Raw genomic sequence first — 16,153 nt, forward strand, 5'->3', positions numbered from 1 at the left:
CATATGATGTGTACAAAAACATGGCTTTGGTGTGGGCTATTTTCCATGGCATTGCTGGCCCCGGGTATAGTTTTAAGTCAAAATAGTGCTCGTTCGGTTTTTGACTCACCTTGGCCGAGGCATACCATAGACGATTCATCTTTGGGTTCGGACGGGACAAAATTTTCAGATGTCAATAATGATGGAAAATTTGACTTGGTTACCGGCTGGGAAGAAGGAGGGGTTTCACGTATTTATTTACAACCTGAGGACCCCAAACAAAAATGGCCTTTTATTGAATTGCCCTCTCCCGATGTGGAAGATGCTTTTGTCTCAGACCTAAATGGAGATGGCTATATGGATTTGATAACTTTATCTGAAGGGAAACACCAACGGGTTACCATCCATTGGGCACCAGCGGATGAAGCAGATTATTTAGATGCTCAAAATTGGGTGTCTAAAGATATTCCTGTAACGGTAGGTAAAACAAAGTGGATGTTTGGGAGACCGATTGATTTAGATGGTAAAAATGGGCCGGACCTAGTGGTAGGGTCTAAGGACCCAAATGGAACTTTGGGATGGCTCGAAGCTCCCGAAGATCCCTTAAAAATGGAAGACTGGAAATACCATGAGATTTCTAGCCTTGGTTGGGTAATGTCCATAGAGCTTTTGGACATGAATTCAGATGGAGAAGTTGACATTGTAATCACAGATCGAAAAGGCGATTTGAGGGGGTTGCGATGGTTGGAAAATCCAGGAAAAAAAGCTTTAACCAATGCCTGGGAAAATCATTTTTTAGGCATTAGAGACGGCGAACCCATGTTTATGGATTTCTTTGAAGCAGGTAAGGGCCAAAAAGAAATTGATTTCATAGTTCCGGTATATCAGCATGGCTGGGAGCACTTCGTGAAAAACGGCGGCATTTGGGAAAGCCAAACTATTTTATTCCCTGACTTTGTAGGTGAGAGAGCCAAATCTGTGAATATAGGAGATATTAACAATGATGGACAACTGGATTTGACAGCTACATTTTCACAATCTTTGGGCAAATCCGGAGTAATTGCCATGATGAGTTTCCAAACGGATAACCCTTACTTTATAGATATAAGTGGTAAAGAAGGGGTGAAGTACGACTTCATCCTGCTTAAGGATATGGATGCTGATGGTGATTTGGATCTCATTACTTCGGAGGAAACGGCAGCCGACGGTTCAAAGAAAGGCTTGGGCGTCATCTGGTATGAAAACCCGATCAAATAAAAAGATGACCGCTCCATTAATTTTTTGATTATTATAGGCCTGATTATGGGGAATTCAAGTAATACTCCCAATAGTTAGTTTAAATTTATTGTAAAAGAATAAAACCAAATAACTAAAATACTGACTGATAATGAGTAAAGAGATATACCTGATTGCCAGTGGCGATTTGAGACTTCCTGCCAACCAAACTTGTTGGCCTGCACAAAAAGAAATGGAAGACAGTCTTCAGCGCGTTTTTGATGACTTGGGGGTAAAAGTCATCAGGGCCCATAAATATGATGAAGAAAAAGGCCATGGCTTTATTGATTCTCAAAAAATGGGAATGGAAGTTTTTAGAGACTTAGACCCGGAGAAACCTTTAATAGTTGCAGAAAGCGTTTGGCAATTCTCGCACCATGTTTTGGCAGGATTGACCACCCACAAAGGGCCTATTTTGACCATTGCCAATTGGAACGGACAGTGGCCCGGTCTTGTAGGTATGCTTAACCTTAATGGCTCCTTGACCAAAGCAGGAGTGCCTTATTCCACCATTTGGAGTAAGGAGTTCAATGATGAATTCTTTTTGAATGGATTCAAAGAATGGTTAGAGACAGGGAAAATTACGCATGACTTGAGTCATGTACGGGATTTTGATACGAAGGATGCTCCGGCTAAAGCTTTGGAAGCAGGAAGTGCACTTGCTAAAGAGTTTAGAAAGAATAAAGCCATTATGGGGGTGTTTGATGAAGGTTGTATGGGCATGTTCAATGCCATTATTCCTGATCATTTATTGCATAAAACGGGCTTGTTTAAAGAGCGTTTAAGCCAATCAACCTTGTATGCAGCCATGCAAAATGTTGCAACAGAGGAAGCTGAAGAGGTTTTGCAATGGTTACTCGATAAGGGTTTGACTTTTAATTGGGGTACTAATCCCGAGACTGAACTGACAAGAGAACAAACCCTTGAGCAATGCAAAATGTATGTGGCCGCCTTGAGGTTGGCCAACAAGTTTGGCTGCGATACCATTGGTATTCAGTACCAACAAGGGCTTAATGAATTGTGTCCGGCTAGTGATCTGGTAGAAGGTCTGTTAAACAACACCGAAAGGCCACCTGTGGCTGATGAGCAAGGTAATGAAATTCTAGCGGGCAAAGCCCTACCACATTTCAATGAGGTAGATGAGTGTGCAGGTTTAGACAGCTTGATTACTTACAAGTTGTGGGACCAGCTAGGTTTGGTTGGTGACAATACCCTTCATGATTTGAGGTATGGAGAAAATTTTACCATTGATGGAAAAGAAGAGTTTGTGTGGGTATTCTTAATTTCAGGAGCAGCCCCTCCATCCCACTTTTCTGGAGGATTTAAGGGTGCAAGTAGTGATAGACAACCGGCCATGTATTTCCCCCAAGGCGGAGGAAGTTTAAAAGGTGTAAGTAAACCGGGACATATTGTATGGAGTCGTGTTTATGTAATGGATGACCAATTGCACTGTGATTTAGGTACCGGTAAAGTGGTGGAATTGCCTGAGGAAGAAACCAAAAGAAGGTGGAACATGACCACCCCTGAGTGGCCGATTATGCATGGTGTGCTGGATGGGGTAAATCGCGATCAGATGATGGCCAGACATAAGGCAAACCATATTCACGTGGTTTATACCACGGATAAAGACAGTGCGCTAGAAGCCTGCTATGCCAAAGCCGCAGCAATGAATGAATTGGGAATTAAAACGTCACTTTGTGGTATTTAAAATGAAGAAAACAACGCTTACAATACTCGCAATAACCGCCGGGTTGATGCTTAACTCTTGTGGAGGTGCCAATGATAAAAAGGCCGAAGCTCAGGAAAATGCTCAATTGGCACCTAATGATATTACAGGAAACTTTCACCTTCCCGAAAAGCAAAAGGTAGGGGAAGGGGCCCTTGTCCATGCTGAACTTATTTACTCACTTGACGACCGGCCTACACCTCAGGTTCATGCATCAACTTTAGTTGAAACACCATCAGGGATCGTAGCTGCCTTTTTTGCAGGAACCCATGAAAAAAATCCTGATGTAGGAATTTGGGTTAGTCATTTGGCAGATGGCCAATGGACCAGGCCGGTAGAAGTGGCCAATGGGGTCCAAAATGAAGACTTAAGGTATCCAACTTGGAATCCGGTCTTGTTCCAACCCAAAGAAGGTCCATTGATGCTTTTTTATAAAGTAGGACCAGACCCTAGAGGATGGTGGGGCATGCTCATGACATCAGATGATGATGGCAAAACATGGTCTGAGCCAAGGGAATTAGGTGAAGATCCGGCAGTAGGACCATTGTTAGGACCAGTGAAAAATAAAGCTGTTCAACTTGAGGATGGGACCATTATTGCCCCAACAAGTATAGAAAGAAAACACGATGACGATACCTTTTGGATGGTTCATTTTGAAATCAGCAAAGACAATGGAAAGACTTGGGAGGTTGTAGGACCAATCAATGATGGAATTGAGTTTGATGCGATTCAGCCAAGTGTTTTGTTTCACAAAGACGGTTCTCTTCAAATCTTATGCAGGACAAGACAAGGTGTGATTTCTGAGAGTTGGTCTACAGACAATGGCCAAACTTGGTCTCCTATGAAGGCTACTTCCCTACCTAATCCTAACTCCGGTACGGATGCGGTAACTTTAGCAGATGGTAGACAACTTTTGATTTATAACCATTCCACCAAAGAAGGAGAAGAACCTAAAGGAAGAAATATTCTCAACCTGGCGATTTCTGATGATGGGAAAGAGTGGAAACCTTTTATGACCCTCGAAAACGAGCCCAACGAATCCGGTTATAGCTATCCGGCCATCATCCAAAGTAAGGATGGTATGGTTCACATGACTTATACTTATGACAGGAAAACTGTTAAGTATGTGGTGGTTGATCCAAGTAAAATATAAAGACAATTAAAACTACAATGTCGCGGGTTTTTAAGAATACCTGTATACACGATTAAGAAATGCATAGAGATTTAAAAAAAGAGCCGTTAAGAGGAGTAATTCCTCCCATGGCCACACTATTGTTGGATGATGACCATCTGGACAAAGAAGGCACATTCCAATTGATAGAACACTTGATAGCCGGGGGTGTTCATGGTATTTTTATTTTAGGAACTACTGGAGAATGTACCAATATTTCCTACAAGCTAAGGAGGGAATTGATTACCATGACTTGCGAGAAGGTTGATGGCAGGGTGCCTGTTTTGGTAGGTATTACAGATACCTCTCTAGAAGAAAGCTTGGCATTAAGCCACTTGTCAAAAGAGGCGGGTGCCACAGCAGTTGTTGCTGCCCCACCTTACTATTATGGTTTGGGAGAAAGTGAGCTTATCACTTATTTTAACAAACTTGCTGATAGTTTGCCTCTTCCATTGTACTTGTACAATATGCCTTCGCATACCAAAACAATGATGAGCCAAAATGCTGTTTTGGAATTGGCTAAGCATCCCAATGTCTATGGATTAAAAGACAGTTCAGGACAAGCGGTTTTCTTCAATGCTATGATTTACGCCTTCAGGGATAGACCTGATTTTACCTTGCTTGTGGGGCCCGAGGAAATGATGGCTTCTACAGTCTTGATGGGTGGAAATGGTGGCGTAAGCGGAGGGGCCAATGTCTTCCCTAAACTTTTTGTAGATCTTTTCAATGCTGCTGATAAAGGGGATTTAAAAGAGGTTGCAAGACTTCAGGAAATGGTGATGGAATTGGCCGATGAAATCTATGCAATGGGTTCCTATGGGTCCAGCTTCCTTAAGGGGCTAAAGGCTTCTATGTCAATCTTGGGTATAGGGAATGGCTATTTAGCAACCCCTTTAACAGCCTTCGAGGAGGATCAAGTTGAAACAATCAAGAAAAAACTGTTTGGGCTTAAGGCCTACAAACAATACGTATAAGCCCGATTTGCCATAGCTTATCTAATACTGTTACAAAAGAAACTTTAATTTGAAGAACAGTAGGAAGTGTATGGCCTATTTAATGCTAAAGCCTGAAATAATCATTTAAAAAAGTTAAAAAGAATGGATTTATCCCTTATTGATTTAGTTGTATTTTTGTCCTATATGTTGGCCATTATCCTATTTGGGGCCTCCTTTTACTTCAAAAAGCGTTCTGCAGATGACTACATTACAGGAGGGGGTAGATTACCCTCTTGGGCCATAGGGATGTCCATCTTTGCCACTTTTGTGAGTAGTATCAGTTTTTTAGCCCTTCCGGGGAATGCCTATTTGTCCAATTGGAGTGGATTTGTTTTTAGCCTATCCATTCCAATTGCGGCAATTTTGGCGGTTAAGTTTTTTGTTCCTCTATACAGGGGAATAAAAAATCCTTCAGCCTATTATTATTTAGAAACCAAGTTTGGTCCTTGGGCCAGAACTTATGCATCCATTTGTTATTTATTGACTCAATTGGCACGAATGGGAGCCATTATGTATTTATTGGCATTGCCAATGAATGTGATGTTTGGCTGGAGTATTCCTGTAATTATTATTATTACTGGTGTCAGTGTACTGATTTATTCCATTATGGGAGGCTTTGAAGCTGTGATATGGACAGATGCCATCCAAGGTATCGTTCTCATTTCAGGAGCATTGGCATGTTTATTAATCATAATGTTTTCTATGCCGGAGGGTCCCGGTCAAGTATTTACAATAGGAGCAGCGCATGATAAATTTAGTTTGGGAAGTTTAGGCTTTAGCCTATCCGAAAGTACATTCTGGGTGATATTGATTTATGGATTATTTATAAACCTCCAAAATTTTGGAGTGGATCAAAACTATGTACAGCGGTACCTAAGCGCAAAATCAGACAAAGAAGCGGTAAAATCTACCTTATTGGGGAGTCTATTATACGTGCCGGTATCACTTCTATTTTTCTTTATTGGTACCGCACTATTTGCTTATTATCAGGCCATGCCTGAGTTGTTACCCGACACCTTCAGCGGAACGGATCAAGCAGATAAGGTTTTCCCTTATTTCATTGTTAGTGGACTGCCAGTTGGTATGACCGGTTTGCTAATTGCCTCTATTTTTGCAGCCGGTATGAGTACCATTTCCACAAGTATCAATAGTTCTGCTACGATTATTCTTACAGATCATTATAAGAAATACATTTCCCCTGATGTAAGTGGGAAAGCGGAAATGAGGGTTTTGCTTTTTTCTTCATTTGTTATGGGCTTACTGGCAATCGTAGTCGCCATCGCTTTTAATGGCGTGGAAAGTGCTCTAGATGCCTGGTGGGCTTTATCTGCCATCTTTAGTGGCGGCATCCTTGGCCTATTTTTGCTCGGTTTTATTGGGAAAAATATCAAGCAAAAATATGCAGCCATTGGGGTAGCACTTGGAGTATTGGTGATTGGTTGGATGAGTTTGTCCCCGGTAATCCTCGAAGAAGGTATGAAATTCAGAAGTACCTTTCATGCAAATTTGACCATAGTTTTTGGTACCATAGTTATTTTCTTGGTAGGATTTTTACTTTCTGCGATAGCCAATAAAAAGAACTAATAAAACAAGTTCCGATCAATCTTGAATTCCTCGTGAGGAGTAGATTAGCATGCTGATGATTATCAAAAGTATAAAAAGGACCGCATATTCAAATTGCAACCAAATATCTGATCTGGCTTTAATACGATAGCTTAGGTTGGTGAGTTTCTCACCTTCCGAAAGCTGAATTTTAGAGAGCTCTCTTAAATCATTGAAAACACGCTCGAAATCCGAATTAAACCTTTGGACACTGTTTTCATAGTTGTTTTCAGTAGCCACTTGATTGCTGAAATAACTTTGTATCTCGAGTTTTTCAGAAACCAAGTGCTTAAAGTCATTGAGGTACTTCTCTTCTTTGGGTGTCAGGTAAGTACGTTCAAAACCGGAAATAATAGCTAGAATTTGCTCGTGATAGTCTATCACTTGGTTTTTAACGGACATGTATTGATCCATTGATTCAGTATTGGCTACCAGCAATCGCATTCGAAAAAGTAATTCAGTGATATTAAAAATATAATCCTGCACGACCAAACGGTCTTCATACACTGTTACAAAAGAGGCTTCCAATTCATCTACATTGCTTTTGTCAACCAAACTTTTAGCAAAAATGAGAAACAATACGAGGATTAAGGCAATGGCTATTTTTGTCTTGAAAGCTAAAAACGTTTTTCGTGTCATTTTTCATTAATATTAAATATTTGCTAAAATTTTAAATTGATCCTCAAAAGGCTAAAAGGAAAATCTTTTTGATTCAGTTTAATTAAATAAGGTGTTGAACTGATTTGAAAACGATAGCCATTTTTTACTTTCTACTATTAAAACATAATGGAAACGCCTTTTTTTTATTTTGCTTCACTTTCTTTTTTTATGAGAAGTTCATTATTCGGGATTTTTCCACTGATTTTCAGTATAAATTAATGATTAATTAAAGCATTAAATTTTGATTTATCAACTAAAGGGTGCAATATTTCCTTTCATTAAAAATATGCTGATGGAATAGTGAAAGTGAACGTGGTTCCTTTACCGGGTTTACTGATTACATTTACCTTTCCACCGTTTTTCACAATAAAATCCTTTGTCAACTGCAACCCTAAACCTGTCCCTCTTTCACCTTCAGTTCCATATTGTTGTTTATTGCTAGGGTCTTTAGAAAATAGATTTTTTAAAATTTCATCAGACATACCTATACCATTATCCTTTATTGATATCTCCCAAAAACCTTGCCCGGATCTTTGACTGGAAACAATAATTTTACCTCCTTTTGGGGTGAACTTTAAGGCGTTGTTCAGGACATTCCTTAGTGCTAAACTAATTTGATCCTTGTCAGCATAGCAAATTGTGTTTTCTTCCAATTCGACTACTATTTCAATATTCTTGTTTTTTGAAATTGGCTCACTTAAGCTAATGTTTTGTTCAACCAATTGGTGCAAGGAAATTGCCGAGGGATCTGTTACAATACCTCGCATTTGGCCTTTTGCCCAGTTTAATAAATTAACAAGCGTGAAATGTACTTGTTCAACTTCATTTCGCAATTGTTTGGAAACCAATAAAAATTCTTTTTGATCCAGGTTTTCATCCACCACATATTGCATCAGTCCTTTTAAACTGGTGATGGGGCTTTTAAGGTCATGACCAACAATACTGAAAATCTTATCTTTCGTTTCATTTACATGAAACAATTGATTGGTTATTTTTTCGTTTTCTTTTTTCTGTAGTAATAATTTTTTATTTAGTTTTTCGTATTCATTTCTTTGCCTAGTGACCAGCGCCTTGGCCTTTGTTTGGGCTTTAATTGATCGAATGGCCAGTATAAACGCGATCAATAAAATGATTAATATGATCGATACTCCATTGCGAATATTTTGCGCCATCTTTTTTTCATTCAAAAGATCTTTCTCTCTCTGCTGTTGTAGAAATTCCGTTTCTCTCTTGTCAGACTCGTATTTGGCACTGATATCTTGAATTTGTTTGTTTATTTCCAAATTAACAATACTGTCTTGATACAATTTATGCAATTTGAAATGATATAGGGCTTGAGCTAGGTCATTCTTTCTTTCAAAAATCTTACTCAACAATAAGTGACTTTTGTCAATATTACTTTTGATGTCACTTTCAACAAAAATATTAAGACTTTCTAGAATGTTTTCCTTGGCCTTTTGGAGTTGATTCATGTTCAGCTGTGCTTCACCCATGCCAAGTAAATCATAACCAATGCCCACACGGTCATCCCTTTCTTTATCTACAAAAAAGGCTCTTTCAAAATTTATAAATGCGTTTTTGTTTTCTCCTCGGATAAGAAAAAGTTCACCGATATTGAAATAACTTACAGAGATTAATTGCCTATTGTTCATCTGTAAACCTATTTCTAGGGTGGCTTCAAATTGTGACATGGCCTCTTCCAATTCCCCTCTTTTCTTATAAATCAGGGCAATGTTTATCCTGGAAGAAGCGATGCCTGTTTGGTCATTGTAGGCTTCTCTGATCTTCAGCGCCCGAGTATGGTAATCCAAAGCTTTATCAATATCTCCTAAATCCATAAAAACCAAGCCTAGGTTGTTTAGGGTTTTGCTTTGCTCAAGCTGCGGTAAATGTTCCTCCTTTATTTTAAGGGCTTGTAAGTAATGGGTCACTGCATCGGCATAATTACCCCTCTCGTAAGCGTTTAGCCCCATGCTGTTGTATAGATTTGCTAAGCCTAACCAGTACTTTTCTTTTTCAGCCAGACTTAAGCCTTCCTCAAAATAACTTAAAGCTTGGTTGTATTCGCCCTTAAGGTTGTGATATGCCCCAATGTTTCTATAAGCATCCACTTTGCCTGCAGTATAGTCAATTTGCTCACTTGCTTTTAGACTTTTCATGGCCAGTAAATAAAGGCTATCCGGGTTTCTGTGATAATAAATTTCACCCAAGCGATTCAATTGGTCAATGAATTCGATCGTGGGACTAAAGTTTTCTCGATTTTCTAATGCTTGTAATTGATCAACTTGTGATTGAATGGTATCGGTTTGAGCCCATAATGAATGCGTTGCAAACATTACTGACAGTATTGCAGCAATGGAAAAAATGATTATAAATTTAAATAACGCAGTCAAAGGTTATTGTTTGTTTAAGTTTTAAACAGAATAATTAATAGCATAAAGTAATAAACAGCTTTTAATAAAAATTCGGACTTGAGGGATGTATTCTCCTAAAATAATTTTAAAGGAAGTCAATGTCAATATTATTATTCTGTCTCCTCATTTCCGGAAAAAAAGAATGTATAGACACAAAATCGAATTTGCATCATATCCTCGTTTCCTGTTTATTAACCCTGAGGTAATAGTATTGTTTTACTATTCCTTTCTAAATCTGCTTTATGGTTGTATTTATCTTCCTTTAGTTGGTATGAAGGGCTTTGTGATCCTTCAAGGAAAAGGCAAAGTTATTGTTATAATGTTAATTATTAAATATTATTTAAGGGATTTTAAAGTTTTTAACTAATTTGTTTCATAAAGCTATTGTGTTTAATAGGTAATTATATACGTTAACTGAAAGGGCTTTTCTCTTTAAGTTAACTTTTTAAAATAGATTAAGGAAGGACTTAGTTGATTTTTTAGAAAATTGAGCTACTTTTTTTGGTATTTGAGCTGAACTAGAGAAGTTTACCTGTGAATCTATCGCAGATCAAAGCGGATAGATTTTATTTTAAAATCAAGCGAGGCTATGTGAATCGATAAAACACTGAATTACTTTTTTAATTGCTTGAATTTTATTTTTAGCTTTAAGGTTCAAAATTGAATTGATGACACGATGAAAAATACCAACCCCACCTCTACAGCAGCTTGGAAAAGTTTGTCTGAAGCTGCAAACAATCCTATTGTTATAAAATCTTTATTTAAAGAAGACCCCAATCGATTTAAAAAGTATAGTGTCCGCTTTAAAGACATTTTACTCGACTATTCAAAAAATGGAATAGATGAGAAAATATTCTCTTCACTTTTAGATTTGGCCAATCAGACAAGTTTAAAAGAAGCCATAGCGGATATGTTCTCCGGAAAACCAATCAATGCTACCGAAGGTAGGGCAGTTTTACATACTGCCTTGAGAAATAGATCGAATGATCCTGTCTATGTTGATGGAAAGGATGTGATGCCTGAAGTCAATGAAGTCTTGGAAAAAATGAAGGTTTTTTCTGAAAAAGTATCTAAAGGAGTTTGGAAAGGATATACAGGAAAGCCTATCGAATCCCTTGTTAATATTGGTATTGGAGGATCCGACCTTGGTCCTGTTATGGTCACGGAAGCACTTAAACCTTACCAACATCCTCATATCAAAACTTATTTTGTTTCCAATGTAGATGGTTCTCATATCACAGAGGTGCTTAAACAAGTAAACCCGGAGACTACGATGTTTTTTATCGCATCCAAAACATTTACGACTCAAGAAACCATGACCAATGCCCATACGGCTAGGTCTTGGTTTTTGGAGCAAGCCCACAATGAAGTAGAGGTGGCCAAGCATTTTGTTGCCCTTTCAACAAATGGTAATGCGGTTAGAGAGTTTGGAATTGATCTCAACAATATGTTTGAATTCTGGGATTGGGTAGGAGGAAGGTATTCCTTATGGTCAGCCATTGGCTTGACTGTTGCCTGTGCTGTAGGCTTCGATAATTTCAGGAAATTACTGGAGGGGGCACACGATATGGACAGGCATTTCAGGTCTGAATCATTTGATAAAAACTTGCCGGTTTTGCTGGCCCTAATAGGGATCTGGAATACCAACTTTTTGGGAGCCACTTCAGAAACCATCCTGCCTTATGACCAATACATGCATCGTTTTCCTGCTTATTTCCAGCAAGGGAACATGGAGAGCAATGGGAAATACATCGATAGAGAAGGGAATAAAGTAAACTATCCCACCGGGCCTGTCATTTGGGGAGAGCCGGGTACCAATGGACAACATGCTTTTTACCAATTGATCCATCAGGGCACACAAATGATACCTTGCGATTTTATCGCTCCTGCGCAAACCCACAATCCAGTAAGTGATCATCATGCCAAGTTAATGTCAAACTTTTTTGCGCAAACAGAAGCATTGATGAATGGTAAATCACTTGAAGAGGTAAAGGAGGAAATGAAAAAAGAAGGTAAGTCTCCTGAAATCATTAATAAAATTGCTCCTCACAGGGTTTTTGAAGGAAACCGGCCTACCAATTCTATCCTTGTCAAAAAGATTAATCCATCGACCTTAGGTGCTTTGATAGCCATGTATGAGCATAAAATTTTCGTGCAGGGTGTAATATGGAACATCTATAGTTTTGATCAATGGGGAGTTGAGTTAGGTAAGGTAATGGCCAAATCAATTCTGCCTGAGTTGCAATCCGATGAGGAAATAGCTTCTCATGATTCTTCTACCAACGGCTTGATTAATGCATTCAAGGACTTTCGAAAAAGTTAAGCGGTTCCCACCGTCTATTGTCCCTATGAATCCATAGGTTATAAGCAATTCCTGACGCTGCTACAATCTGCTGCGTCAGGAATTTTTTATAAGTTGAAGGCTGTATCCAACGAAGCTGATGACTGCTATTGTATATTGATCATTTTCCTTCCCAATTGTTTATTGTATCCATTATTGTAGAGATTTCATTATCACGCAATTCAGGGTGAAGGGGGATGCTTAAAATTTTTCGATGAATTTTTTCTGTTAGGGGCAATTTCCCAAAATTCATTTTCCGGTAGGCCGGCTGAAGGTGTGGTGGAATAGGGTAGTGGATGGCTGTCTCAATTCCATTCTGAGATAGATATTGAATCAACCCCTCCCTCTTATCAACCAGTAAAGTAAACAAGTGCCAGGTGTGAGAAAGGACCTGGTTTGGCTCAGTTTTCATAGGTAATGTCACATGGCGAGGATCAATTCCTTCGAGGTAGGCATCAGCAATCTCAATCCTACGGCGGTTGGACTTGTCTAAATGAGGTAATTTTACATTCAGTACACCAGCTTGGATTTCGTCCATCTTCGAATGGGTGCCTAAATATTCAAATTTGTACTTTTCCTTACCACCGTAATTGGTGAGGGCTCGAATGATACTTGCCAATTCGGGCTCGTTGGTTGTGACGGCTCCGGCATCACCTAAGGCCCCTAAGTTTTTTGCAGGGTAAAAACTATGGGCGGCAACATGTCCCAAAGCACCGGTTTTAACACCCTTAAATATACAGCCTACTGCTTGGGCATTGTCCTCAATAAGCTTAAGTTGATGCTTGTCTATAAGCTGTTTTATTTCTTCACTATAGGCATTCCTACCGAAAAGGTGGACCAAAATTAAGGCACGAGATTTTTTTGTGATTTTTTGTTCAAGTGATCTGGAAGAGATATTGAAACTCGTAAGCTCAGGTTCCACTGCCACCGGTTTTAGCCCTTGGTTGGAAATTGCCAAAAATGTGGCAAAGAAAGTATTGGCAGGAACCAGAATTTCATCTCCTTCCTTTAAATGGCCCATGATTAGATAAGCCTGGAGGATAAGTTCCAGTGCATTGGTGCCATTCCCTAGACTAATACAATGTTTTGTACCAATATAGCTGGCGAAATTCTTCTCGAATTTAGCGGAGATTTCCCCATTGACATACTGACCACTCTGGCTTATTTTTATTAAGGTGTCAGAGAGTTCAGGTTCAAATGCCTTATTAATGGCTTTTAAGTCTATAAACTTTATTGGAGAATTTTCCTTCATTTATATCAATCATGAATTTGGATACGAAAATAATTAACTAGTGAGAATAGATACCATATATTGGAAGAAACTCAATAAAAAACCACTATTATTATTTCCTTGGGTACTAAGAATGGTCCACTAAAGTAGTTTTCACGTATATTGGAAAAAAGGAGGATATGATGCGGTTGTTCATTTACGGTTTTCTTTTGGTTTTGTGTGGATCCTGTTCCTTAAGGGGAATTACAGTTACAGAAAATGTTACCTATATGGAGGATGGTTTCTTGGGAGAATTACCCGAAAAAAGCTTGAACATATTTCGACCAAAAAAGATTAAGGAAGCCCTTCCTGTCTTGATTTTTATCCATGGGGGTAGCTGGAGATCAGGATCCAAAGAGAAATACAGTTTGATTGCCAGAAGGTGGGCCAGAAGAAACATAGTTGCTGTAATTATTGATTACCCCTTGAGCCCGGAATATAAAATTCACAGTATGGCTAAAGCTTCTGCCAAGGCAGTGAATTGGGTAGAAGAAAATATCGCTGATTTTGGTGGTGATCCAAAGAAAATAGTGGTATCCGGGCATTCTGCCGGAGGGCACTTGGCGAGCTTGATTTCTATTCGAGAGGAGTACTTTGATAGTCTTGGTGTTGAAAGCCCAATTGCTGCGGCCGTTTTAAATGACGCCGCAGGCCTTGATATGTACCATTACCTCAAAGAAAAGAACAATGCTCCGGGCACTTCTCATTTAAAAACTTTTACTGACTCACCTAAGGTGTGGAAAGACACATCTCCAATCTATTTTCTTCATGAAGACATGCCACCCATGCTTTTCATGATGGGAGGAAAAACCTATGAAAGTATTTTGGTAGGTACGGATAGGTTTATGAAAGAATACAAGAAATTTGTTCCTGAACCAAATTTCAAAATTCAGAAAAACAAAAGGCATATTCCCATGATGCTTCAAATGATCTACACTCCCGGTAGGGGCTTTCGATGGGTTACTGATTTTGTCAAAGCTGTAGGTGATTGATTAGGGCAATAGCTGGGAGGAAATCAAGGTTTTTTCAGCTCTATTTATGCCGACAAGGCCTCCGTTTAATGGATCCAAAGCAATTCCTTGTCCTGTAAAGGGTGCTCTATAATTTTCAATAAAGTTTAAGGTTTTACCCGTTTTAGGCAAAGTTAGATAATAAAGTTTTTTTTCATCGTGCCCGGTAACCAAAAAGCCTTCTTTCCAAGGCACACCACCGGAAATGCTCATTTTGCCCATCTCCTCTAGAATTTTTTTAGGAAATGTCCATTTACCTATTATTTCCCAATCATTATTCATTTTGGCCAGGTAGGTAAGGTGATTGTCCTGACCGTAATAGGCAAAAAGGGCATACCAATGTTCCTTGTTTTTAACAACCCAGGTAAGGCTTCCTTCTGACTCTCCCAAATTAATTGTATTTGTCAGGATTAAGTTTTCAGGATCAATTATTCGAATACTACTACTATCCGGCCGATTTGGGTAGTTGGAGTGGGCGCAATAGAGAAGGTCATTGTAAAAAAAGCCGCTGTTTAAATGTTTGGTGTTGGGATAATTTTTGGTCAAGATCAAGTTTCCGGTAGCCCTTTCATATTTACTTATGGTATGGTTGTTAATGGCATAAACAGAATGTTTGGTAGCTGCAGCTGCTTGACGGGCATCAGGTGAAGGCCATGCCTGCATTTTTTCCCAAGTTGAAAATTTTATACTGTTATTGGTGAATAAATCAATGCTTGTATTCCTTTCCAATTGATAAGGCGCTGCCGCCAATATTAGTGTCCCTGAATCTGAAATATTTAAACCCGCAGCAGCTTTAAAATCTACATCTTTGGAAGTAGGAAAAACTTTCGAACTTAATTTTGTGACTTTTGGTGTAGAGGGTTCTAGCTGTAAGTCAAACAAGTCAGCTACTTGCTTTCCATCCTCCTTTTTGGCAGTGCCAACCATAAACAGGTGCTCGTTCTTATCGGAAAATAAATTCAAATTTTGGTAGGCCTCCCATAGTGGGTCTGACCATTCTGCAGTAGATAGTTTTTTGACCTCTATGGAGTTTTTTAGCGTAAAATGTCCTCTCCCTGCATTAAAATCCTGCTTGGGGCAAGAATAAAAGTCCAATACCCGACTGTCCCAATTGGCAACCAAAATCAATATATCACCTCTAAAAGCAGTAATGCCCACCGCACCGGCTGTTACTCGCTCATAACCCCCTTTTCGTTCTATGGTGTAAAGGGGTTGGTCAAAGGGAGCCGAAGATTCTAAATCATAAATTTGAAGGTAAGCTAGGTTTCGCTTCTTATTGTCTTCAATGCCTACCGCTAGGTATTGATCAAAAATTTGGAAGCCACCCGCATGGCGAAGAGGTGAATGCATTAAGGTGTCAATTGCCATTACCCTGGATGGATCTCCAAGATTTATTTTCACCATATAACTCAGTTCCTCAGAGCTCCCGCTTAGATATACTGTATTGTCTTTATACAATTGAATGCCTTGAAGGTGGCCTCCTTTGGCAGCATAAGAAATATTATTTGTTGCTAAAAAGGACAAAGGTTGCTGATTTAAATCCTCAAAGGCTTGCCGGAAATCTGCAAGTTCAGGTTGGTCCGCCGTTTTAATAACAAGGGAGGAAAAAATCATAAACCAAGGGAGGAGCAATATATATAGGTTGATCATTTGGTGATTTATATTTTCCTTGAAAGTAAAGGCTTAGATAGACATTCACAATTAATACGA

The 16,153-nt window shown here is 39.1% G+C and carries 11 protein-coding genes; 7 read left to right on the forward strand and 4 right to left on the reverse strand.

All coding sequences use genetic code 11. The annotated features are described in order from the left end of the window. Nucleotides 1-3 precede the first annotated feature (3 nt). The 5 genes from Q4534_RS03880 (at nt 4) to Q4534_RS03900 (ending at nt 6,730) form a co-directional block, all read left to right on the forward strand. Complete coding sequence (locus tag Q4534_RS03880) at nt 4-1,236, forward strand: VCBS repeat-containing protein (RefSeq protein ID WP_303611857.1); 1,233 nt, start codon at nt 4-6, stop codon at nt 1,234-1,236. Between the two features lie 130 nt (nt 1,237-1,366). Further along, nucleotides 1,367-2,962, forward strand: coding sequence for a fucose isomerase (locus Q4534_RS03885; RefSeq protein ID WP_303611858.1), 1,596 nt, complete (start codon nt 1,367-1,369; stop codon nt 2,960-2,962). Further along, nucleotides 2,925-4,133 carry an exo-alpha-sialidase gene (locus Q4534_RS03890; protein ID WP_303611859.1) on the forward strand — a complete coding sequence of 403 codons (1,209 nt, stop codon included), beginning with the start codon at nt 2,925-2,927 and terminating at the stop codon, nt 4,131-4,133. The genes Q4534_RS03885 and Q4534_RS03890 overlap by 38 nt, the downstream gene beginning before the upstream one ends. 59 nt (nt 4,134-4,192) lie before the next feature. Then, nucleotides 4,193-5,125 (forward strand): dihydrodipicolinate synthase family protein, encoded by a 933-nt coding sequence (locus tag Q4534_RS03895; protein WP_303611860.1) that lies wholly within the window; start codon nt 4,193-4,195, stop codon nt 5,123-5,125. Nucleotides 5,126-5,248: 123 nt separating this feature from the next. Further along, complete coding sequence (locus Q4534_RS03900; RefSeq protein ID WP_303611861.1) at nt 5,249-6,730, forward strand: sodium:solute symporter; 1,482 nt, start codon at nt 5,249-5,251, stop codon at nt 6,728-6,730. Between the two features lie 15 nt (nt 6,731-6,745). Here Q4534_RS03900 and Q4534_RS03905 read toward each other — a convergent pair whose 3' ends face one another. Both Q4534_RS03905 and Q4534_RS03910 read right to left on the reverse strand, forming a co-directional pair. Further along, nucleotides 6,746-7,387: an MCP four helix bundle domain-containing protein gene (locus Q4534_RS03905; RefSeq protein WP_303611862.1), complete on the reverse strand. Its 642-nt coding sequence runs from the start codon at nt 7,385-7,387 to the stop codon at nt 6,746-6,748. 299 nt (nt 7,388-7,686) lie between these two features. Beyond that, on the reverse strand, nt 7,687-9,744 hold the full coding sequence (locus Q4534_RS03910) for a tetratricopeptide repeat protein (RefSeq protein WP_303611863.1): 2,058 nt from the start codon (nt 9,742-9,744) through the stop codon (nt 7,687-7,689). Nucleotides 9,745-10,498: 754 nt separating this feature from the next. Between Q4534_RS03910 and pgi the strand changes: the two genes are divergently transcribed. Further along, nucleotides 10,499-12,145 carry a glucose-6-phosphate isomerase gene (pgi, locus tag Q4534_RS03915; RefSeq protein ID WP_303611864.1) on the forward strand — a complete coding sequence of 549 codons (1,647 nt, stop codon included), beginning with the start codon at nt 10,499-10,501 and terminating at the stop codon, nt 12,143-12,145. Nucleotides 12,146-12,284: 139 nt separating this feature from the next. Here the strand turns inward: pgi and Q4534_RS03920 are convergent, their stop codons facing one another. Further along, nucleotides 12,285-13,415, reverse strand: a complete 1,131-nt coding sequence (locus Q4534_RS03920; RefSeq protein ID WP_303611865.1) for a DegT/DnrJ/EryC1/StrS aminotransferase family protein — start codon at nt 13,413-13,415, stop codon at nt 12,285-12,287. A 158-nt stretch (nt 13,416-13,573) separates the two neighbouring features. Here Q4534_RS03920 and Q4534_RS03925 point away from each other — a divergent pair, with 158 nt between their 5' ends. Further along, nucleotides 13,574-14,425 carry an alpha/beta hydrolase gene (locus Q4534_RS03925; protein ID WP_303611866.1) on the forward strand — a complete coding sequence of 284 codons (852 nt, stop codon included), beginning with the start codon at nt 13,574-13,576 and terminating at the stop codon, nt 14,423-14,425. Here the strand turns inward: Q4534_RS03925 and Q4534_RS03930 are convergent, their stop codons facing one another. Continuing rightward, the gene (locus Q4534_RS03930) at nt 14,426-16,093 is read right to left on the reverse strand and encodes a hypothetical protein (RefSeq protein ID WP_303611867.1); all 1,668 of its coding nucleotides are present in this window, start codon (nt 16,091-16,093) and stop codon (nt 14,426-14,428) included. It lies immediately after the preceding gene. Between the last annotated feature and the right edge of the window lie 60 nt (nt 16,094-16,153).

The sequence above is a fragment of the Cyclobacterium sp. 1_MG-2023 genome (genome assembly GCF_030546805.1).
Classification (GTDB): Bacteria; Bacteroidota; Bacteroidia; order Cytophagales; family Cyclobacteriaceae; genus Cyclobacterium.

What these genes read in the sequence shown, in the direction of transcription:
- Q4534_RS03880 (WP_303611857.1), top strand. Translation starts at nt 4, where the DNA reads ATGATGTGTACAAAAACATGGCTTTGGTGTGGGCTATTTTCCATGGCA.
- Q4534_RS03885 (WP_303611858.1), top strand. Translation starts at nt 1,367, where the DNA reads ATGAGTAAAGAGATATACCTGATTGCCAGTGGCGATTTGAGACTTCCT.
- Q4534_RS03890 (WP_303611859.1), top strand. Translation starts at nt 2,925, where the DNA reads ATGAATTGGGAATTAAAACGTCACTTTGTGGTATTTAAAATGAAGAAA.
- Q4534_RS03895 (WP_303611860.1), top strand. Translation starts at nt 4,193, where the DNA reads ATGCATAGAGATTTAAAAAAAGAGCCGTTAAGAGGAGTAATTCCTCCC.
- Q4534_RS03900 (WP_303611861.1), top strand. Translation starts at nt 5,249, where the DNA reads ATGGATTTATCCCTTATTGATTTAGTTGTATTTTTGTCCTATATGTTG.
- Q4534_RS03905 (WP_303611862.1), bottom strand. Translation starts at nt 7,387, where the DNA reads ATGACACGAAAAACGTTTTTAGCTTTCAAGACAAAAATAGCCATTGCC.
- Q4534_RS03910 (WP_303611863.1), bottom strand. Translation starts at nt 9,744, where the DNA reads ATGTTTGCAACGCATTCATTATGGGCTCAAACCGATACCATTCAATCA.
- pgi (WP_303611864.1), top strand. Translation starts at nt 10,499, where the DNA reads ATGAAAAATACCAACCCCACCTCTACAGCAGCTTGGAAAAGTTTGTCT.
- Q4534_RS03920 (WP_303611865.1), bottom strand. Translation starts at nt 13,415, where the DNA reads ATGAAGGAAAATTCTCCAATAAAGTTTATAGACTTAAAAGCCATTAAT.
- Q4534_RS03925 (WP_303611866.1), top strand. Translation starts at nt 13,574, where the DNA reads ATGATGCGGTTGTTCATTTACGGTTTTCTTTTGGTTTTGTGTGGATCC.
- Q4534_RS03930 (WP_303611867.1), bottom strand. Translation starts at nt 16,093, where the DNA reads ATGATCAACCTATATATATTGCTCCTCCCTTGGTTTATGATTTTTTCC.